At 68.3% G+C, this 19175-nt stretch carries 17 protein-coding genes and 2 pseudogenes; 13 read left to right on the top strand and 6 right to left on the bottom strand.

What is annotated here, in order from left to right; genetic code table 11:
* The 10 genes from NN2_RS01190 to NN2_RS01145 all read left to right on the top strand — a co-directional run bounded on the left by NN2_RS01190 (position 1) and on the right by NN2_RS01145 (position 10876).
* Positions 1-780, top strand: a complete 780-nt coding sequence (locus NN2_RS01190) for an enoyl-CoA hydratase-related protein (protein WP_063009501.1) — start codon at positions 1-3, stop codon at positions 778-780.
* Positions 773-1606 carry an acyl-CoA thioesterase gene (locus NN2_RS01185; RefSeq protein ID WP_063009498.1) on the top strand — a complete coding sequence of 278 codons (834 nt, stop codon included), beginning with the start codon at positions 773-775 and terminating at the stop codon, positions 1604-1606. The genes NN2_RS01190 and NN2_RS01185 overlap by 8 nt, the downstream gene beginning before the upstream one ends.
* Positions 1603-2274, top strand: coding sequence for a PaaI family thioesterase (locus NN2_RS01180; protein WP_156511184.1), 672 nt, complete (start codon positions 1603-1605; stop codon positions 2272-2274). Before NN2_RS01185 ends, NN2_RS01180 begins: the two co-directional genes overlap by 4 nt.
* Entirely contained in the window at positions 2271-2702 is a 432-nt protein-coding gene (locus NN2_RS01175; protein WP_063009496.1) for an acyl-CoA thioesterase, read from the top strand. The genes NN2_RS01180 and NN2_RS01175 overlap by 4 nt, the downstream gene beginning before the upstream one ends.
* 141 nt (positions 2703-2843) lie before the next feature.
* Complete coding sequence (locus NN2_RS01170) at positions 2844-5144, top strand: acyl-CoA dehydrogenase family protein (protein ID WP_439955838.1); 2301 nt, start codon at positions 2844-2846, stop codon at positions 5142-5144.
* A gap of 13 nt (positions 5145-5157) precedes the next feature.
* A complete protein-coding gene (locus NN2_RS01165) occupies positions 5158-5673 on the top strand; it encodes a DoxX family protein (RefSeq protein WP_063009494.1) in 516 nt (171 codons plus the stop codon).
* A 31-nt stretch (positions 5674-5704) separates the two neighbouring features.
* Positions 5705-6754 (top strand): aldo/keto reductase, encoded by a 1050-nt coding sequence (locus tag NN2_RS01160; protein ID WP_063009845.1) that lies wholly within the window; start codon positions 5705-5707, stop codon positions 6752-6754.
* On the top strand, positions 6751-8370 hold the full coding sequence (locus NN2_RS01155; protein ID WP_063009492.1) for an AMP-binding protein: 1620 nt from the start codon (positions 6751-6753) through the stop codon (positions 8368-8370). The genes NN2_RS01160 and NN2_RS01155 overlap by 4 nt, the downstream gene beginning before the upstream one ends.
* On the top strand, positions 8367-9338 hold the full coding sequence (locus NN2_RS01150; protein ID WP_063009490.1) for an NAD(P)H-dependent flavin oxidoreductase: 972 nt from the start codon (positions 8367-8369) through the stop codon (positions 9336-9338). Before NN2_RS01155 ends, NN2_RS01150 begins: the two co-directional genes overlap by 4 nt.
* Before the next feature lie 47 nt (positions 9339-9385).
* Entirely contained in the window at positions 9386-10876 is a 1491-nt protein-coding gene (locus NN2_RS01145) for an acyl-CoA synthetase (RefSeq protein WP_245658507.1), read from the top strand.
* A 181-nt stretch (positions 10877-11057) separates the two neighbouring features.
* Here NN2_RS01145 and NN2_RS01140 read toward each other — a convergent pair whose 3' ends face one another.
* Positions 11058-11819: a 3-hydroxyacyl-CoA dehydrogenase gene (locus tag NN2_RS01140; protein ID WP_063009486.1), complete on the bottom strand. Its 762-nt coding sequence runs from the start codon at positions 11817-11819 to the stop codon at positions 11058-11060.
* Between the two features lie 137 nt (positions 11820-11956).
* On the opposite strand from NN2_RS01140, the gene NN2_RS01135 reads away from it, so the two are divergent.
* Complete coding sequence (locus NN2_RS01135; protein WP_245658485.1) at positions 11957-13015, top strand: enoyl-CoA hydratase/isomerase family protein; 1059 nt, start codon at positions 11957-11959, stop codon at positions 13013-13015.
* A gap of 55 nt (positions 13016-13070) precedes the next feature.
* On the opposite strand, the gene NN2_RS01130 is transcribed toward NN2_RS01135, so the two are convergent.
* Both NN2_RS01130 and NN2_RS01125 read right to left on the bottom strand, forming a co-directional pair.
* Entirely contained in the window at positions 13071-14471 is a 1401-nt protein-coding gene (locus NN2_RS01130) for an amidohydrolase family protein (protein WP_063009484.1), read from the bottom strand.
* The gene (locus tag NN2_RS01125; RefSeq protein ID WP_156511183.1) at positions 14468-15949 is read right to left on the bottom strand and encodes a CoA transferase; all 1482 of its coding nucleotides are present in this window, start codon (positions 15947-15949) and stop codon (positions 14468-14470) included. The genes NN2_RS01130 and NN2_RS01125 overlap by 4 nt, the downstream gene beginning before the upstream one ends.
* Positions 15950-15979: 30 nt before the next feature.
* Between NN2_RS01125 and NN2_RS38325 the strand changes: the two are divergent.
* Both NN2_RS38325 and NN2_RS35930 read left to right on the top strand, forming a co-directional pair.
* A pseudogene (locus NN2_RS38325) lies at positions 15980-16126 on the top strand (hypothetical protein); the annotation flags it as partial.
* 7 nt (positions 16127-16133) lie between these two features.
* Positions 16134-16361, top strand: a pseudogene (locus tag NN2_RS35930) (thiolase family protein); the annotation flags it as partial.
* Here NN2_RS35930 and mftE read toward each other — a convergent pair.
* From mftE to NN2_RS01110, 3 genes are all read right to left on the bottom strand, one after another.
* Positions 16357-17076 carry a mycofactocin biosynthesis peptidyl-dipeptidase MftE gene (gene mftE / locus NN2_RS01120; RefSeq protein ID WP_063009482.1) on the bottom strand — a complete coding sequence of 240 codons (720 nt, stop codon included), beginning with the start codon at positions 17074-17076 and terminating at the stop codon, positions 16357-16359. The pseudogene NN2_RS35930 and the gene mftE sit on opposite strands and share 5 nt — an antisense overlap.
* Positions 17063-18403 (bottom strand): mycofactocin biosynthesis glycosyltransferase MftF, encoded by a 1341-nt coding sequence (gene mftF, locus NN2_RS01115; protein WP_218021977.1) that lies wholly within the window; start codon positions 18401-18403, stop codon positions 17063-17065. Before mftF ends, mftE begins: the two co-directional genes overlap by 14 nt.
* Positions 18404-18450: 47 nt before the next feature.
* Positions 18451-19175 (bottom strand): mycofactocin-coupled SDR family oxidoreductase (locus NN2_RS01110; RefSeq protein ID WP_063009480.1); only part of this gene is annotated, 725 nt, incomplete at its 5' end.

The following is a 19175-nucleotide window of genomic DNA, read 5'->3' as shown; positions in this document are numbered from 1 at the left end:
ATGGGTGAGAAGAACGAGGGCGTCGAGGCCGAACCGGTCCTGGTGACCAGGCAGGGCCACGTCGCGATCCTGACGTTGAATCGCCCGGACCGGCGCAACGCCATCAACCGGGCGATGCGCAAGTCGATCAAACGGGAATTGTGGAAGGCTGACGCCGATGATGATGTCCGAGTGGTGGTGATCACCGGCGCGGAGACCGCATTCTCAGCAGGCGTCGATCTGCCCGAGGCGCTGACCGGACCGCCTCCGCGCACCGAGGGGACCACTCCCACCCAGGTGTTGCGGGCGATCGGCAAACCGGTGATCGCCGCGGTCAACGGCCCCTGCTACACGGGTGGTTTCGAGTTCGCGGTGAACTGTTCGTTCATCATCGCTTCCGAGCAGGCCGTCTTCGCGGATACGCATGCCTCGATCGGACTGCTCAATGGCTGGGGCGGCAGTGCGATGCTGCCCCGCATCGTCGGGTTGCCGGCCGCGATTCAGATCATCCTCAGTGGCGATCCGATCGACTCCGCGACGGCCCTGCGTATCGGCCTGGCGAACGAGGTTGTGCCACACGAGAAGTTGATGGAACGTACCCTCGAGATCGCGGAATCGATCGCGGCGAGCCATCCGGTGGCGGTGCAGCGCATGCTGCGTCTGCTCAAGGAGGGCGCCGGCGCTTCGGTAGCGCATGCGCTCGGCTTGGAGGCCGAGGCATCGGCCTCGTGGCGTCCCGACGGCAAGGATATCGGTGACCGCTTCGGCAAGCGCTCGATGAAATCGAAGGCCGATGACTGAGGTGGACGTGGCGCGCAATGCCGACGAATTGCGCACTGTTCCGCTCACCGACGTATTGCGCCTGGATCGTATCGACCGTGATCTGTTCCGTTCGGTGCACCGCTTCGATGTCGAGCGCCCGCTGTACGGGGGTCAGGTGATGGCGCAGGCGCTGCTGGCCTCCGGTGCGACAGTCGAACCCGAGCGGGTGCCGCACTCGCTGCACGGTTACTTCCTGCGCCGAGGCGATGGCGCTCGATCGGTCCTGTACCGGGTGGACAACGATCGCGACGGCCGCTCGTATTCGGCGCGCCGAGTGGTCGCATTACAGGACGGCGAGGTCATTTTCAGCATGTCGGCGTCGTTCCGGACGGTCGCCGAGGGCCAGGAGCGGACCCGCTCGGGAGTGACGCCGGTGGCGGCGCCCGAGGAGTGCCGGGTCCTCACGCTCGATCCGGAACTCGCGCTGCAGGTGCGGGTGCAGGACTGGTCGAGCCCGGACCCGTTCTTCCCGGTCAGGTTCTGGGCCCGACCCTCTGGTGAACTGCCGCAGCATGATCCGCTCGTTCATGCGGCAGCGATCGCCTACCTGTCGGATTTCTCCGCGGGACTGCAGCGCACGGTCGGCAGCGAAGTCCTCGGACCGAGCCTCGATCACGCCCTGTGGTTCCACCGGCCCCCGCGCTGGGACGACTGGCTGTTTATCGACTATCGCAACGGTGTGTCGGCGGGCCTGCGCGGCTGGTATCAGGGCGGCGTCATCGACAACGGCGAGGTGGTGGCGAGCTTGGCTCAGGAAATGGCGTACTACGATACCGCGCCTCGGCTCGACGGCCAGGCGCGATGATCGACTGGATCGCACCCGCCCGGCGAAAGTTGTTGTCCCGCTTAACTCCTGGTGATCCGTCCCTGACCGCGTTGCCGATCGACGATCCGCTCAACGATTCCGCGACCGCGGTGCGGCGCATCATCGGCGCGTTGGCGCGCACTGCCCCCGACGACGCCGCACTACCCGCGGCCGCGGCCGAACTGGAACGCATCGCCGAGGCGCTGGAGAGCCGTACCCGCCCCGTTCGAGCGCAGCTCTCGCAAATGTGGCAGGGGGAGGGGATCGCGCGACACGATCCGGCGACCGGCCCGGAGAACCCGATCGCGCCGCCGTTGACCATGCGGGACGCCGGTAACGGCTGGGCGGAAGGCGTTGTCACCCTGGGGCTTCCGTACCAGGGGCCGCCCGCACTCGTGCACGGCGGCGTGTCCGCGCTGCTGCTCGACGGTGCGCTCGCGGTGGCGAACGAGCTGTCGGGTTCCGGCGGTATGACCGCACAGCTCGAGATCAGCTACCGCAGGCAGACTCCGCTGTACGTTCCGCTGACCGTGCGGGCCCGGCGGCTCCGCCGGGACGGCCGCAAGGTGTACACCATGGGCGAGATCGTCGCCGACGGACAGGTGACGGTATCGGCGCAGGGGCTGTTCATCGTGACCGACCGGCCCGGTGCGGGAGGTGCCGAATGATCGCCGCTCTCCCGCTCGAGGCGTATCCGTGCCGGCGTGAGATCAGTCTGATATTCGCCGACATCGACACCATCGGCCACGTCAACAATGTCGCCATCGCGCGATTCTTCGAAGAGGGCCGCGTCGCGGTGGGCCGGATGATCGCCGAGCTGCTGGGCGAGCGAGTGCCGCTGCGCATGGTCCTCGCGCACGTCGAGATCGATTACCTCACGGAAGTGATGTATCCGGGTGAGGTTCAGCTCGGCGCCGGCGTGCACCGGGTCGGACGGACCTCGATCGAGTTCCGGGCCGGGTTGTTCCAGCACGGCAGACCGGTGGCGGTGTCACGTTCGGTCGACGTCAACACCGTCGTGGGCCGGCCGGGGGCTGTCCCGCTGAGCGGGCAGTACCGGACCGTGGCGCAGAAGCTGCTCCTGCCCGGCGCCTGATTCCCGAACGTCGAAGCGGACCGGCCTGGATATTCGGTCGGTCTACGGGCCTTTCGCTGGACAAGCGAGGGCGGTAATCTATAACTAAGTTAACCTAGTGCTGATTTAAGTCCAGCGCGTAGTGAAAGAGGCCGAGGAGGCGTGGTGGAAGGATCGACAGGCGCGGCGAAGGTACCGGCCGCGACGGGCGACTGGCGTGCGCGTTTGACCGCGCTGCTCGACGACTATGTGCGGCGTCCGCGGCCGGAAACGTCGAGAGAGCGCGCCGCGGCCGCCCGCGCCTGGCAGTCGGAGATGGTCGACGCGGGCGTTGCCGCGCCGGGGTGGCCGAAGTCGGTCGGCGGGCTCGAGCTGGGGCTCGAAGACCAGCTCGACTACTACCGGATGACCAGTTCCGCCGGTGTGCCCAAGCATCCGAACCCGATCGCCTTCATCGTCGCGCCCACCCTCATCGTCTACGGCAGCGACGCGCAGAAGAAGCGTTTCCTCGAACCGCTGCTGCGGGCCGACGAGACCTGGTGCCAGGGCTTCTCCGAACCAGGCGCCGGCAGTGATCTGGCCTCGCTGTCCACCAAGGCCGTGCGCCACGGCGACGCCTACCGCGTAACCGGCCAGAAGATCTGGACCACCCAGGCCACCGAGGCCGACTGGATGTTCACGCTGGTGCGCACCGGGCCCGCCGGGCGCGGCACCGACGGCATCAGCTATCTGTTGATTCCGATGAACTCACCCGGTATCGATGTCCGCCCACTGCGCGACGCCTCCGGCGGCTACCACTTCGCCGAGGTCTTCTTCGACGATGTCGTGGTGCCCGCGGAGAATCTCGTCGGCGAGGAGGGTAAGGGGTGGTCGGTGATGCGCACCTCGCTCGGTCACGAGCGCGCCACCGCATTCCTCGCCGACGAATTCCGCTACCGCGGCTTGGTGGACAAGGTGTTCTCGCTCGCCATCAGCCAGGGTTATGCCGACGACGCCTTGATTCGCCAGGAACTCGCTTTCGTCGAGACCGGTGTGCGAGCCATCGCGGCGAACAGTGCACGCGCCCTCGATGCCGTTCTGCGCCAAGCGGATCCGGGTGGAGTCGCCTCGGTGAACCGGCTGGTGAAATCGGAATTCGAACAGCAACTGCATCGACTGGCGCTGCGGCTCACCGGATCGGGTGCGGCCCTCGGTGGCCGGTCGCCCGGCGCGGTCGCCGGCGGCAGTTGGACTTACGGCTACTTCATGACCCGGGCCTCGACCATCGGCGCCGGCACCGCCGAAATTCAGCGCAACGCCATCGCCGAGCAGGTGCTCGGCCTGCCGTCGCATCGCGGTGAGGGCACGCGCCCCGCGGCGGTGGTGCCGGGCCGTCCACTGTCACCGCCCGACGAAGACGAGGCCGCGCTGCGCGAGGTGCTCGGCAAGGCGCTCGCCGCGCACACCGGAACCGACCAACTGCTCACTTGGGCTACCAAGACCGCCGACTACGACATCGGGCTCTGGGACGAGCTGATCAGGTTCGGCCTGCCCGGACTCGCGCTGCCCGAGGCCCTCGGCGGCGGGGGCGCGAGCCTGCGCCTGCTGGCCGCCGCCGTCGAGGAAGCTGGCTACGCGGTGGCCCCGGTACCGCTGGTCCCGACGCTCATCGCGCTCGAGGTTCTGCGGCAGGCCGGCGCCACCGACGCCGTGCGCGCGATCTGCGACGGCGCCACCGCCGCATTCGTCGTCCCGGTCGACGACCACGGCTGGGCGGTCGAGGGCGGGCTGCCAGTATTGGACGGAGCCCGGCTGTCGGGGTCGGTCGAGCGGGTGTCCGGTGCGCCGGTCGCTGATCGGCTGGTGCTGGTCGCCCGCGATAGCAGTACCGGCGAGTTGGTGCTCGGTACGGTGAAACCCATCGAGGTCGAGATAGAACCGCAGGAATCGGTGGACGTTACCGGCACCATCGGCGTGGTGGTATTGGACGGGGTCGAGCCGGAGGTCATCGCCCGCGGCGCTGACGCGACCCGGATCCTCGACGCCGCGCGGCCGGTGGCCCAGCTGGTTCTGGCGGCCGACTCGGTCGGTGTGGCGAACCGGGCCCTGGCGCTCGCCGTCGACTGGGCCGGACAGCGCGAACAGTTCGGCCACCTGATCGGCTCCTATCAAGCCATCTCACATCGCTGCGCCGACATGCTGGTGCGGGCCGAGGGTGCGCGCGCCCAGGTATTGTCCGCCGCGGACGTCGAGTCCAACGACGCCGAAACGCGACTGTCCGTGGATGTCGCCACCGCGGCCGCACTAGACGCCGCGGTCTGGGCGGCCGAGAACTGCATCCAGATCCACGGCGGCATCGGTTTCACCTGGGAACACCCGGCGCATCTGCTGCTGCGCCGAGCCACCGGCAACCAGGTGGCGCTGGGACGCCCGGAGAATCTGCGCGACCGTGCCGCCGGCGCGGTGCTGGCCCGGCTGTCGTGAACGAGGAGGTTTCGTGACTGCGATCGATGCGGGCCTGGCCCTGCTGCGGGTGTGCCTGGGACTGACCATGGCCGCCCACGGATACGCAAAGCTGGTGCGCGGCGGCCGAATTCCCGGCACCGCACGATGGTTCGACAGCATCGGTATGCGGCCAGGCAAGGTGCAGGCGTGGTTGGCCGCGGGCACCGAGCTGGGTGCCGGAGTTCTGCTCGCTCTGGGCCTGCTCACGCCGTTCGCGGCGGCGGCATTCGTGTCGCTGATGGCGGTGGCCGCTTGGACAGTGCACCGCGGGCACGGCTTCTTCATCACAGGTAACGGGTGGGAGTACAACCTGATCCTCGCGGTCGGGGCAGTCTCGGTCGCGATCGGCGGAGCGGGCAGGTTCAGTCTGGACTGGGCGATTCTCGGGCACAACGTCTTCGACGGATGGGCCGGATTCGCGCTGTCGGTGGTGCTCGGCCTCGCCGCCGCGGCCGCACTACTGGGTGCGTGCTATCGCCCGGTGCGGGAGCCGGAGGCTGCGCGGTGACCCAGACACCCGTACGGAAGGGACGATGACCATGGAGTTCGAACGTCTCGGACGCAGCGGAGTCACCGTGTCCAGATTGTGTCTGGGCGCGATGTCGTTCGGAGCAATGGGCAACGCCGACCACGACGACTGCCGCGCGATCATCGACCGGGCCCTCGATGCGGGCGTCAACTTCATCGATACCGCCGACGTGTACTCGCGCGGCGAGTCCGAACAGATCGTCGGGAAGGCGATCGCCGCTCGCCGCGACGAGGTGGTGGTGGCGACCAAATTCTTCAACTCGATGAGCCGCGATCCCAATCACCGCGGGGCGTCACGGCGATGGATCGTACGGGCCTGTGAGGACAGTCTGCGCCGTCTCGGCACCGACTATATCGACCTGTACCAGGTGCATCGGCTCGACGAGGCCACCGATCTGGACGAAACCCTCGGCGCGCTCTCCGATCTCGTCCGCGCCGGCAAGGTCCGGATGGTCGGCACCTCGACATTTCCGGCGGAGGCGATCGTGCAGGCGCAGTGGGTGGCCGCCGATCGCGGCCATATCGCGCCGCACTGTGAGCAGCCGCCGTATTCGATCTTCGTGCGCGGCGCCGAGCGCGATGTCTTTCCGATCTGTCAACGCTACGGCATGGGCGCGATCGTCTGGAGCCCACTCAACGGGGGCTGGCTCACCGGAAAGTACCGCGGGGACAGCACATCCGACGAGGGGGCACGGTTCAACCGCCTCGGTCGCGGGGCTTGGCGGATGGATTCCGAAGGGGCGCAACGCAAACTCGCGCTGCTGGGGCGGCTCGACGAGATCGCTGCCGAGGCGGGCACGGATCTGATCACCCTGGCGCTCGGCTTCACCCTCGCACATCCGGCGGTGACCTCGACCATTATCGGCCCGCGCACGATGGAGCAGCTGAAAAGCCAACTGAAGGTGCTGGACACAGCGCTCTCGGACGAGGTGCTCGATCTGGTCGACGAGGTGGTCGCCCCCGGCGTGACCCTCGCCCGCGCCGACCTCGCCTACGAACCACGGGCGTTGCGGCACAAGCATTTACGACGCGCCGCTCGCCGGATCGGAACCATCGCATGACCACCGGCGAGATCACCACCTACGACCCCGAGGCGTTGCGCGCCAAGTGGTATCGCGACGGTTGGTACACCGATCGAACCCTGCTCGACGCGTTCGAGGCCGGTGCCGAGTCTCACGCCGGTTCGGCGCTCGTGTTCGCCGGGGCGGACACGGTGCTCGAAACCACGGTCGGCGACCTCCATCGCGAGGCACAGCGTGTCGCGGCCGCCCTCCAGGGCATGGGGATCGGCCCCGGCGACGCGGTGGTCGTGCAGCTGCCCAGCCGGTTCGAATGTTCGGTGGCCTACGAGGCGGTGCTGCTGACCGGTGCGACGCTGGTACCGGTCGTGCATATCTACGGCACCGCCGAGCTGTCGTTCATTCTCGCGGAATCCGGGGCGAAAGTCCTGATCATGCCCGAGCGAGTGCGTTCGACCCGGTACACCGACCGGATCACCGACCTGTCGGCGGTGCCCACGCTGGAACGGATCGTGGTCGTCGGCCCTGGCGAATGCGAGGGTGCGACGACGTGGGCGCAGTTGGACCGCGACGGGATGTATCGCGCCCCGCAGGTGCGTTCGGACGACGTATGCCTGCTGGTGTACACATCCGGGACCACGTCGGCGCCGAAAGGTGTGCAGCACAGCCATAATTCGATACTGGCCGAGCAACGCACCATGCCGCGCCTGCAGAATTCGAGTCCGGGAGCGGTGCATCTGGTGTCGTTCCCGCCGGGCCACATCGCGGGACTCGGCGCCGTGCTGCGCCCGATCCTGCACGGCACCGACACCGTCTACCTGGAGAACTGGGATCCGCACGCTGCGGTGGAGTTGATCGCGCGTTACGGAGTCACCTCCACGGTCGGCACCCCTTTCCATCTGACCGGGATCCTCAACATCGCCGACCGGGGTGACAAGCTGGCCACTCTGACCGAATTGATGCTCGGCGCGGCCACTGTCCCGGACGAACTCGGCAGGCGGGCCGCGGCGGCGGGCATCACGACCTATCGGTGCTACGGCTCGACCGAACACCCGACCATCGCAGTCTGCGGTGTCGACGATCCGCCGGACGCGCGGATCAACACCGACGGAGTTCCGCTGCCCGGCGTGCAGATTCGGGTCCTGGACCCCGCCGGTCGCGACGTGGCGGCCGGAGTCGACGGCGAGATCGTCACCCGCGGCCCCGACCAGTTCGTCGGCTACCGCGACCGCGCACTCGACCGGAGCGCATTCACCGACGACGGCTGGATGCGCACCGGAGATCTCGGCCACCTCGACGCCGACGGCCGGCTCTCGATCACCGACCGGATCAAGGACGTCATCATCCGGGCCGGAGAGACGATCTCCTCCGGTCAGATCGAGGACGTGCTGCGCACGCACCCGGCTGTCGCCGAGGGCGTGGTGGTCGCCGCGCCGGACGCGCGGTACGGCGAGGTCGCGGCCGCGATCGTCGTCCTCGCATCGGGCACCGAACTCGATATGGACGAGCTGCGGCGGCATTTCGCCGCCTCGGGCCTGGCGAAGCAGAAGACTCCCGAGAAGCTCATGATCGTCGACGAACTGCCGCGTACCGCGGTGGGCAAGATCCGCAAGGCAGACCTGCGCAGGAAATACTTCACCGAGGTGGACCACATATGATCGCCTGGAACTCGCTGCGAATCCCGGTGATGGCGGCGCCGATGTTCATCGTCTCCAACCTCGACCTGGTCATCGCCTCCTGTCGCGCCGGCATCATCGGCGCGTTCCCCTCCGCCAATCCGCGCCGGCCGGAAACCTTGGACACGTGGCTGCGCGCGATCCGTGAGGCCGAGAAGACGACGCTCGACTCCGGCGGGGAGTTCGCGCCGTTCTGCGTGAACATGCTCGCCTCCGCGGCCCTGGACAAGCGGGCCCGCGACGAGGCGGTGGCCACCGTGCGCAAGCATCGGGCGCCGCTGATCCTGACCAATATGGGCGACCCGCGTGAGGTCGTCGACGCCGCGCACGAATGGGGCGGCATGGTCTTCCACGATGTGACCACCATCCGGCACGCCGAAAAGGCGATCGAGGCGGGAGTCGACGGGCTGATGCTGGTCTGCGCGGGCGCGGGGGGACATGCGGGAACGCTGTCGCCGTTCTCGTTCCTGCCGAAGGTGCGCAGCATCTTCGACGGCCGAATCATGCTGGCCGGCGGCATCGCCGACGGCAACGGCATCGCCGCCGCCCTCGCACTCGGCGCCGACATCGTGGTCATGGGGACTCGTTTCATCGCCACCGCCGAATCGGGCACCGTCGAGGACCACAAGCAGATGCTGGTGACCTCCGAGAGCGAGGACGTTCTGTTCACCGATGCGATCGCAGGGCTGCCCGCCAGCTTCCTGGAGCCCTCGATCGTCAAGGCCGGACTCGATCCCCGGAATTTGCCACGCCCGACCGGTAAGCACCGGCCCAACCTGCCCGAGGGTGTCAAACCGTGGAAGTCGGTGTGGAGCGCCGGTCACTCGACCGGGCTGATCAACGACGTGCCGACCGTGGCGGCGGTCGTGGACCGGCTCGCGGTGGAGCTCAGTGCCGCGCGCGTTCCCGGCGATTGGCGAAAGAGGCTGTCGGACAAGGGGACGCGGTGAATCTCACAGAACTGGCCGCTCGATACGGGGACAAGCCCGCGATCGTCATGGGCGTAGGCGGCGAGACGCTGAGCTATCGCGAACTCGAGCAGCGGTCGAACCGGATCGCGCACCTGTTCCGGTCCCGTGGGCTGCGCCCCAGGGACCATATCGCGATCCTCATGCGCAATCAGCTCGAGGTGTTCCCGGTGGCGTGGGCGGCCCAGCGATCCGGCCTGCTCTACACACCGGTCAACTGGCATCTCAGCGCCGAGGAGGCGGCCTACATCGTCGCCAATTGCGGTGCGCGGATGCTGATCCACTCGGCATCGCTGACCGATCTCGCGGAGGCCGCGCACGCCGCCGCACCCCAACTCCGGTCACGGCTGGTGGTGGATGGCAGCGCCGCGGGAGCCGAACGACTCGAGGAGGCGGTCGCGGATCTGCCGACCACGCCGGTCGATGACGAGTTCGAGGGCTACTACATGCTGTACTCGTCCGGAACGACGGGACGACCCAAGGGGATCCTGCCGAAACTGACCGGTCAGCCCTTCGGTGCCGGCCTCGGGATCGACCACCTGATGGGCACCGCGTTCGGTTTCGGACCGGACTCGGTCTATCTCAGCCCCGGCCCGCTCTACCACGCCGCACCGCTGGGCTGGACCCTCGGCACCGTGCGCAACGGCGGCACCGCGGTCGTGATGGAGAAATTCGACGCCGAACGCACGCTGGCGCTCATCGACGAATTCCGGGTGACGCATGCGCAGTTCGTCCCGACGATGTTCGTGCGAATGCTCAAGCTGCCCACCGGAATTCGTGATCGCTACGACGTTTCGAGTATCCGCTTGGTCGTGCATGCCGCCGCCCCGTGTCCGGTGGAGGTCAAACAGCGCATGATCGACTGGTTCGGACCCAAGCTGACCGAATTCTATTCCGGCAGTGAGGGAACCGGATTCTTCATGATCAACACGCCGGAATGGCTCACGCACCGGGGATCGGTCGGCAAGGCAGTGCAGGGTGTCGTGCACATCTGCGACGACGACGGCAACGAACTCCCGCCCGGCGAGGTCGGCACCGTCTGGTTCAGCGACATCCGGCCGTTCGAATACCTCGGCGACGCCGCCAAAACCGCCGAGGCGTTCAACGACAAGGGCTGGAACACCCTCGGCGATCTCGGTCATGTCGACGCGGACGGTTACCTCTACCTGTCGGCACGTCGCTCCGATCTGATCCTGTCCGGTGGGGTGAACATCTACCCGCAGGAGATCGAGGACGCCCTCACCCTGCATCCCGCGGTGTTCGACGTGGCGGTCATCGGGCTACCGGACGAGGAGATGGGCCAGCGCGTGCACGCCGTCGTCCAGCCGGCAGCCGATGTGACGCCGGGCCCGGATCTCGAGCGACAACTGATCGACTACTGCCGCGACCGGCTCGCACACTACAAAGCGCCTCGGTCGATCGCCTTCGGCGAGGTGCCACGGCTGCCGAGCGGAAAGATCCTGCGCCGCCAACTGATGTCCGAATACATCGACGCGCACACAACATCGACGCAGAACTGAATTCGGCTGCCTCCCGAGCGGAATCACGTGTTTGCGCTGCCGTCCCTCCGCAACTCTACGGTGGGCTTTGACGTGCCGGGCGTCACTGGTCACGTTGTCTACCGGGGCGGTCGGCCCACTCAGCGTATGTGCGGCGGTCCGGTCCGGTCTGTTCACGGATCGAACCGCCGCACGATCAACCTCAGCGCGGGGCCATGCGGATGGCGCCGTCGAGGCGGATGGTTTCGCCGTTGAGCATCGGGTTGGACACGATGTGCGCGGCGAGGGCACCGTACTCGGACGGATCACCGAGGCGGGCCGGGTGCGGCACCTGGGCGCCCAGTGACTGCTGCGCCTCGTCGGGCAGGGTGCCGAGCAGCGGCGTCTTGAACAGCCCCGGCGCGATGGTGTTCACGCGAATCAGCAGCGAGGCCAGATCGCGGGCGATGGGCAGGGTCATCCCCACGACACCGCCCTTGGAAGCGGAATAGGCGGCCTGGCCGATCTGGCCCTCGAAGGCGGCAACCGAAGCGGTATTGACGATGACGCCACGCTCGCCATCGACCGGTTCGGTCTTGGCGATGCGTTCGGCAGCCAGTCGTATCACGTTGAAAGTGCCGATCAGGTTGACGGTGACGACCTTGGTGAAGCCGTCGAGTGGGAAGGGGCCCTTCTTGCTGACGGTCTTGGCGGCGTTGCCGATGCCGGCGCAGTTGACCGCGACCCGCAGCGGCCCCAGCGACTCGGCGACATCGAGCGCCTGCGATACCGCGTTCTCGTCGGTGACATCGGCGGCGACGAAACGCACCCGCTCGCCGAGTTCCTTGGCGACGGCCTCGCCGTTGGAGGAGGGGAGGTCGATGATGACGACGTGGGCGCCGTCTGCCAGCAGCGCCTTGGTTGTGGCCAAGCCGAGGCCGGAGGCTCCGCCCGTGACGACGGCGACGCTGTCGTTGATCTGCATCCGAGTGTCCTTTCGCGACGCGGGAGATTCCGACACTCCCGTTACATAGTTCACTATGTAATCTATCTGAAAGAAATAACGGGCGGTAGCCGCGAGTTCCGATCGAAGGTTCGATCCGTGGGTGCCAGGATCGAGGGGTGGTGTACGAACGGTTGTCGCTCGCCCCGGGCGAGTGGGAGTTGCGGCTCGGTCCGCTCGGTGAACCCGAGGGGCCGCTGGTGGCGGTGTCGTTGGACGAGTGGCGAGCGGAGTCGCCGGCCAGGATTCGGCAGGCGGCCGAAGCGGTAGCGGGGAGCCTCCGGATCGTTGTGGGCGTTCTCGAGTCCGAGCCGACGGCTCGGTTGGAGCCGCTGCTGCGTGCCATGACGCTGACGCTGTCGTCGTCGGCCGGGGGGCGGGAGCTGATCGGGTGTGCGGATCTGCGGTCCGGCGTGGACCGGATTTCGGACGCGGTGGGCCGGAACCCGCGTGCGAGTGTGGCTTTGGCGCGGTTGGTGCGTCAGACGTCGGTGCTGGATGTCGAGGCGGGGCTCGCCGCGGAGGCCGCGGTGTATTCGATGTTGCTGGGTGACAGTGAATTCGCGCGCTGGCGTGCCGAAAGGCCGGTGCGCCCGGTGATGGCCCCGGAGCGGCCGGTGGTGCGGGCCGAGCGCCGCGGCGACCGGCTCGAGGTCGTGCTCGACAATCCGGGACGTCGCAATGCGGTGAGTATGCGGATGCGTGAGTCGCTGCTCGAGGCGTTCCAGCTGGCGGAGCTCGATCCTTCGATCGCGCGGATCGAATTGCGCGGCGCCGGACCGGCTTTCTGCAGTGGTGGTGATCTCGACGAGTTCGGTGTCGCTACCGATCTGGTCGCCGCGTATCTGGTGCGTCTGGAGCGGGCGCCGTGGCGGATCATCGATCGGCTGCGTGATCGGGTGACGGCCCGGGTGCACGGTGCGTGTATCGGGGCCGGCATCGAGATGGCGGCCTTCGCGGGGCGGCTGACCGCTGCTCCCGACGCATTTTTCCAGCTGCCCGAGATCGGGATGGGATTGGTGCCGGGTGCCGGTGGCACGGTGAGTGTCGTGCGGCGCATCGGACGATGGCGAGCGGCCTGGATGATGCTCACCGGGGAACGGATCGACGCCGAGACCGCCGTGCGCTGGGGGCTGGTCGACGAGGTCGGCCCCGTCGAACCCGGGTTCTCCGTATAGAAGGTGTCCCGCCCGAGGGTGAGGCGCCGACCCGATCACCGACTGGATCGAGTCGTCAGCCCCGCCGGAAAACGATCTCCCCCGCTTGCACGACGACGCGGACCGCCGAGGAGGCTGGGTGGGTCAGCGCGACGCCCAGCGGTTCGGACAGCAGGCACAGATCTGCCGGGCAGCCGGTGTGCAACCGCCGCGGCGGCCCGCCCGGATTGTCGGGCGCGGAGAGAAATCCGTCCAGGGCCACTCGAGCCGAAACACGTTCTGCCGCCGCCACTCTCGCGCCCGAGCCGGTGGTCCTGCGGACGGCGGCGCGGATAGTGTGCCACGGATCGGCCGCGCCGAAGGGGGCATCACTGGAGGGGGCGACTCGGACTCCCGCGGCTACCAGCGACGCATACGGGTACAGCAGGTGATGGTCACGTTCGTCGACGGTGGCGAGGTATTCATCGCCACGGTCTGCGATGAAACACGGCTGGGTCACCACAGCCAGGTCCATGCGAGCCAGGTCGCGTCGCGTCTCGGGCGGGACGATCGCGGCGTGTTCGATGCGGTCGCCCGGCATCGTCCCGGTCGATTGCAGCGCGGCCAGTGTCAACAGCAAGGATTCGCGGGTCACACAATGGACGGCGACGGCCCGTCCCTGTTCTCGTGCGGACCCGATAGCAGCGATGAGCTCGGGCAGGGTGGGCAGGTCGTGGTCGTGTAGCAGGAATTTGCGTGGTCCGGCGGTCAGGCCTGGGACGGGGTGTGTGATCGCCGCGGCGCCGAGGACGTGGACTCGCAGCCTAAGCCTGCCGTCGCGGACGGCGGCGCCGAGAGTGAGCTGGCCGGTGCCGTCCTCATCGGGGGTGGCATCGGTGACTCCGGTGATGCCGTAGGAGGCAAGCCGCGTGCCGAGTGCCGCGAGGTCGGGTTCGGAGGTTCCGAGTGCCTCGCGCAGTTGTGCGTCGAAGCGCCAAAGCCGTCCCGTGGCAACACCTTCGGCGTCGCGCTCCACGTCTGGGCTGGTGTCGACGGTGCTGCCGAGCGCGGCGATACCGGCCGAATTGAGTGTCCACAGCGCGCCGCCGCGGTGCTGGATTCGGACAGGCCGGTCGGCGATCATCCGATCGAGGATGGCGCGATCGAGAATTCCCGCCACGGATTCGTGATAGTTGACACCGCGAATCCAGTGACCCGCCGGCAGCCGATCGCTCACCTCGCGCAGCGCGTGCCGAAGTTGTTCGGCCGAGCGCACCTGGGGCGGGCCGCAGTCGAGGGAGTCGGCTGCCGCCGCCGCGGCCAGCAGGTGAATGTGATGATCGTGCAGGCCCGGAATCAGGGCGCCACCATGTGCCGCGATCACGTCCTCGTCCGCCCGCGGAACCAGACCGGGTGCCAGTTCGCGGACCACACCGTCGGCTATCCGGGCATCGAGCAGCCGCCCCGCTACGTCGGCGCCTTGGATCAGCACGCTCATCCGCTCAACCATCGCGACAACGTCTCCTGTGTATCGGCGCCCAACGCTGCGGCCGCGGTCGGTGCGTGGCGGGCGCGAGGTGCGGCGACCGGAAATTCTGCGTCCGCGGTCCGCACGTGCCAGAGGTCGTCCGGGCCGTGGACCACTTCGTGGGGCTCGACGCGATCGCGGAGGGTGGCAGCGAGGACATCGCGCATCGACAGGTCGACCAGAAACGCCCGGTCCGACGACAATACGGCGGCCGCGGCAACCGCGGCGTGCACTCCGGCCACCGGATCTGCCAACGCATCGCCGCAGGGCAGCACCTCGCAGCCGTCGAAGACGACCGCTCCGGCCGCAGCGGCCACATCGTCACCGAAACCGACCCGATCCGACCACGGTCCCGTCCGCCCGTAAGCGGTGATACTCAGCCAATTCGTGCCGGCCGCGATCGCGGCCTCGGCATCGATACCGAGCTGGCGTAGCGCTCGTGGCCGGGAGGCCTCCAGTACCAGATCGGCGACGTCGATGAGACGCTGTAGTGTTTCGACACCTTCGGCGGTGGTCAAATCGACTGCCACGCAAGCGTGTTCGGCATGCATCAGGTCGAAGAAGTCGCGGGAACCGGAACGAGCCCCGTCCGGTCGGCGCGTGCTTTCCACTTTCACGATGTGGGCCCCGGTGCGGCCCAGCAGGTGTGCGCACAGGGGCCCCGCCCACAGCGCGGTCAAATCGACGACGACCGGCTCGGCGCGGCGAGGTTGCCGAACGCCGCCTGGCCGCACGACGATTCCGCGCCCATTGCGATGTCGGAACTGTGCGTCCTGAGGCATTCCGGGGGTGTCGGGGACCGCCGCGGCGGCGATTCCCAGCAGTTGGGCGCGCGCCGCCGCATCCTCGGCGGAACACGTTCGCGCCCATTCGGCGACCGCCTGCCATGGGTCACCGCCGACCTCACCTTCGACCAGGGCGGGCAGCAAAGTGAAGTCGTCCTGTCGTGGCAACGAGATACCCAGGTACCCGTGCGTAGTCGGAAACATTCGAAAGGCTCCACCCACCGACCATGGCGCATTGCGACCACGTCCGAACAAGGCTGCACGTTCACTCAGAACTTCGATCCCGGGCCACGGCGGCGCGCTCGACTCGTCAGGGGGGCGCAATGCCGCCAATAGAGCCAATGCGGCCCCGGTCGCGGCGGCCGGCGCGCCGGGGGAGACCAGTGGCGGGCCGCCGGCCCGGCCGGTGAGCGCCATCGCGCCGGAGTCCGCCCAGGCCCGCACCGCCGAACGAGCATCGACGGATACTGTGCGCCGCTGTCCACGGTCGTTTTCAGGGCGGGCGCCGAGCTCCTGGAGCAGTCGCCGGGCATGCTCCGCGGCCACTCCCTCGCCCCGCGCCTCGATGGCGACGCCGGACAAGGGCATGACATCGGCCGACTCGGCCGTCACCGCCTCGCAGTGGCGTACGGGTCGCGTCTGCTCGATGTCTGATTCGCTCATCTGCCGATTCGGTCTGCGTCGGTAGGGCCCGTGCCAGCCTACGTAAATGTTGTGGAAGAGTGCGGAAACCGCGGCGACTTGACAGATACAGAGGTATCACGGGTTAGGGAGATATCTGATCAACCGTTGGCTCTGTTTCAGTGCCACCAAACCGACGCTGACAGCGAGCTGCCTCGCCTATGTGCTGGCTGGCCGGGGTGTCACAGTGAGAACCTTCTCGCGCTTCGTCTGGCTGCTGGGTGCGTTGTCCGGGTTCTCCGGGTCGGATCTGGGTGGTTTCGCCATCAAGGCGGCGCTGGAGCGTGGCGGGGTGGCGCCCGAGCAGGTCGACTACGTGATCATGGGTCAAGTGCTGACCGCGGGTGTGAATCGCCCCGGTGAGTCCGGAGACTTTGATGTCCCCCTACTCACCGGGGCGATTCACACAGATCGGCACGATCCTCGGTTGGTCGGACTGGGTAGCGTGTTTCCACGGCTGTGATGAGCGCGTCGGCCCATTGGTTGAGTATGTGTGCGCCGGTGGTTGGGTTGGCGGTGGTGGGGTCGCCGAGGATGCCGGTGTCGGTGACTGCTCGGATGCCGCCGGTTCGTAGGTGGGCCATGAGTTGGGGGAGGGGTTGGGTGTTGCCGGGGCGGGCGCGGTGGGTGGCGACGAGGTCGGGTGCGATGTGGAGCATGGCTGAGGTTTCGGTGTGTCCGGCGTGGCTGTCGTTGGTGGGGCCGGCGGGGGACCAGAGGAGGATGTGGCGGCCTTCGGTGGTGAGTTGTTGCTGGGCGTGGCGGAGTGGTTGGAGGTTGCCGCCGTGGCCGTTGACGATGATGATGCCGCCGAATTCGTCTGCGGAGCGGATCAATTCGGTGAGCAGGAGTTGCAGGGCTTGGTGGCCGATGGACAGTGTGCCGGGGAAGCCGGCGTGTTCGCCGCTGGATCCGTAGGGGATCGGCGGTGCGACGACGATGTCGGGGCGGGCGTGGGCGAGTCTGCGGCAGAGTTCGACGGCGATGGTGGTGTCGGTGCCCAGTGGAAGGTGTGGGCCGTGTTGTTCGGTGGCGCCGAGGGGGACCGCGAGCAGTGGGGGTGTGGCTGTTTCGGCGAGTTGGGCGGAGGTGAGGTCAGCGAGGCGCATCGGTGGCCCGTCCTGGTGAGTTGAGTTGCGGCAGGAGAGGTTCGGGTGTTCGTGTGCGCAGGCATGCGGTCCAGACACCGCATCCGTAGGCGAGGTCGTCGGTGATACGCAGCAGCGCCGCGCGGGGGTCGCGTGCGCGGACGGCGGCGTCGACGGCGACGGGCAGGTAGGCCAGGGCCAGCAGCCGGCGGCCGCGGCGGGTGAGAAGTGCTGCGGGCCACCAGATTCGACGCAGGGCGTCCAAGAGTTGCAGCAGGGCCGACACCTCGCCGTCGCCGACGACGGCGGCCGCGGTGGCGGCGGGCAGGCCACGTCGGCGTAGTCGCCGGAATTGCCGGAGGGGTTCGATGAGGGTGGGTGGCATGGCTCGTGGCCGGCCGAGGGCGAGGGCGAGCCAGCGGGCCGCGGTGAGGCGGGGTAGGCGGGCGCAGTGGAGGTGTCCGGGGTGCCGGTGGGCGAGGTCGGCGGCTGAGGTGCCGTAGGCGTAGCGCTGGTGTAGCCAGGCGCGCAGTGTCGGGCGGGGTTGGTGGCGGACGAGGGAGTCGGGTTGATAGCGGATGGTGTGGCCGGTCGCGGTCAGTCGCCAGATCAAATCGACATCTTCGCCGTTGCGCAGTGTTTCGTCGAATCCGCCGATTTGCGCGAGGGCGTGGCGGCGGACGATCAGCGCGGCGGTCGCGACGTAGGCGATGCGGCCGCCGGGGCGCGCGACTGCGGGTTCCGGGCCCATGTCCAGGCTCGATCGGTGGGTTTCGTAGCGTCCGAGTAGCCCGTGGTCGTGGCTGCGGATGCGGGGTGCGACGGCGGCGACGGTGGGGTCGTCGAACAGGGGCAGGATCGGGTCGAGCCAGTGGGGGTCGGGTTCGACGTCGGAGTCGAGGAATGCGATGAGTTCGGTGTCGGCTGTGCGGTAGCCGGCATTGCGGGCCGCTGCCGGGCCGCGTGGAATGTGGTGGCGGATGCTCGCGTCGGTGATCGGTTCGGTGGACCCGTCGTCGACCACGATCCGTCGGGAGATGTCGGCGGTGACGTGCAGTAGGCGCGCGAGCCCGGCGGCGTTGTCTTTCACGGGGATTACGACGGTGACGTCGTCGCGGGTGTAGCGGCCGGGTGAGGGTGTCGGATGGATCATCCCCGCGGCGAGCATGCGTCGTGCCAGCGCGCGGGTGCCGGGGTCGGTGCCGACCGGTTCGCCCGCGAGCCAGGCACGCACCTGGCCGGCGCCGGTGGGGGACAGACGCAGGATGCGCATCGGGGTGCCGCCGACCAGGACCTGGCCGTTGCGGGAGATGCGTAGCCGTGAATCCGGTCGCACGGTGGCCGGCACCGCAGATACCCGGCCTTCACGGCCGGGGTGTTGGTGTGCTGGCTGGTTCATGATTGGAAGCCGCCGTCGGCGTGGACCACGGTTCCGGTGAGCGCGGCGGATTCGGGCGAGCACAGCCAGGCGATGGTGGCGGCCACCTCGTCGGGTTCGAGAAGTCGGTCGAGGAGCTGATGGCGTGCGAATTCGTCGACGGTGTCGAGGTGGTAGAGGCGGGCTGTTGCGGTGAGCAGGTCGGTGCGGGTGGAGCCGGGGGAGACCGCGGTGGCGGTGATGCCGGTGCCGCGCAGGTCGTGGGCGAGTCCTTTGATCAGGCCGACGACGGCGTGTTTGGCGGCGTTGTAGCCCGATAGGTGCCACAAGCCGTGGTGGGCGGCCGCCGAGGCCAGGGCGATGAACCGGCCGCGGCGGGGTTCGGGTTGTGTGAGCATGGCCGGGATGGTGGCGCGGGCGAGGTTGGCGACGCCGTGGACGCCGATGTCGAACATCGGAGCCCACTCGGCGGTGTCGGTGTCCCACAACGGTTTTCCACCGGTCATCACCGCTGCGGCGGCAACGGCGGCGGTGATCGGCCCGAACCGGTCCTCACCCGCCCGCACCGCAGCATTCAGCGCGGCGGGGTCCCGCACGTCGGCAACGATGTCGAGAACCGCGCCGGGATGGGACTGCGCGACGGCCCGCAATTGCGCGGGTGTGGCAAGGGGATACGGTACGTCCGCGTCGTCGCGGCAGATGTCCACGGCCACGACGCGCCAGCCCGCGGCGGCGAGCCGGT

The sequence above is a fragment of the Nocardia nova NBRC 15556 genome (genome assembly GCF_001613005.1).
In the GTDB taxonomy this organism is placed as follows: domain Bacteria; phylum Actinomycetota; class Actinomycetes; order Mycobacteriales; family Mycobacteriaceae; genus Nocardia; species Nocardia nova.
This window is presented reverse-complemented; position numbering and strand designations above follow the sequence as displayed.

Bases quoted from the DNA above. Each gene is read 5' to 3' on its own strand.
- NN2_RS01190 (WP_063009501.1), top strand. From the start codon at position 1: ATGGGTGAGAAGAACGAGGGCGTCGAGGCCGAACCGGTCCTGGTGACC.
- NN2_RS01185 (WP_063009498.1), top strand. From the start codon at position 773: ATGACTGAGGTGGACGTGGCGCGCAATGCCGACGAATTGCGCACTGTT.
- NN2_RS01180 (WP_156511184.1), top strand. From the start codon at position 1,603: ATGATCGACTGGATCGCACCCGCCCGGCGAAAGTTGTTGTCCCGCTTA.
- NN2_RS01175 (WP_063009496.1), top strand. From the start codon at position 2,271: ATGATCGCCGCTCTCCCGCTCGAGGCGTATCCGTGCCGGCGTGAGATC.
- NN2_RS01160 (WP_063009845.1), top strand. From the start codon at position 5,705: ATGGAGTTCGAACGTCTCGGACGCAGCGGAGTCACCGTGTCCAGATTG.
- NN2_RS01155 (WP_063009492.1), top strand. From the start codon at position 6,751: ATGACCACCGGCGAGATCACCACCTACGACCCCGAGGCGTTGCGCGCC.
- NN2_RS01150 (WP_063009490.1), top strand. From the start codon at position 8,367: ATGATCGCCTGGAACTCGCTGCGAATCCCGGTGATGGCGGCGCCGATG.
- NN2_RS01145 (WP_245658507.1), top strand. From the start codon at position 9,386: ATGGGCGTAGGCGGCGAGACGCTGAGCTATCGCGAACTCGAGCAGCGG.
- NN2_RS01140 (WP_063009486.1), bottom strand. From the start codon at position 11,819: ATGCAGATCAACGACAGCGTCGCCGTCGTCACGGGCGGAGCCTCCGGC.
- NN2_RS01130 (WP_063009484.1), bottom strand. From the start codon at position 14,471: ATGAGCGTGCTGATCCAAGGCGCCGACGTAGCGGGGCGGCTGCTCGAT.
- NN2_RS01125 (WP_156511183.1), bottom strand. From the start codon at position 15,949: ATGAGCGAATCAGACATCGAGCAGACGCGACCCGTACGCCACTGCGAG.
- mftE (WP_063009482.1), bottom strand. From the start codon at position 17,076: ATGCGCCTCGCTGACCTCACCTCCGCCCAACTCGCCGAAACAGCCACA.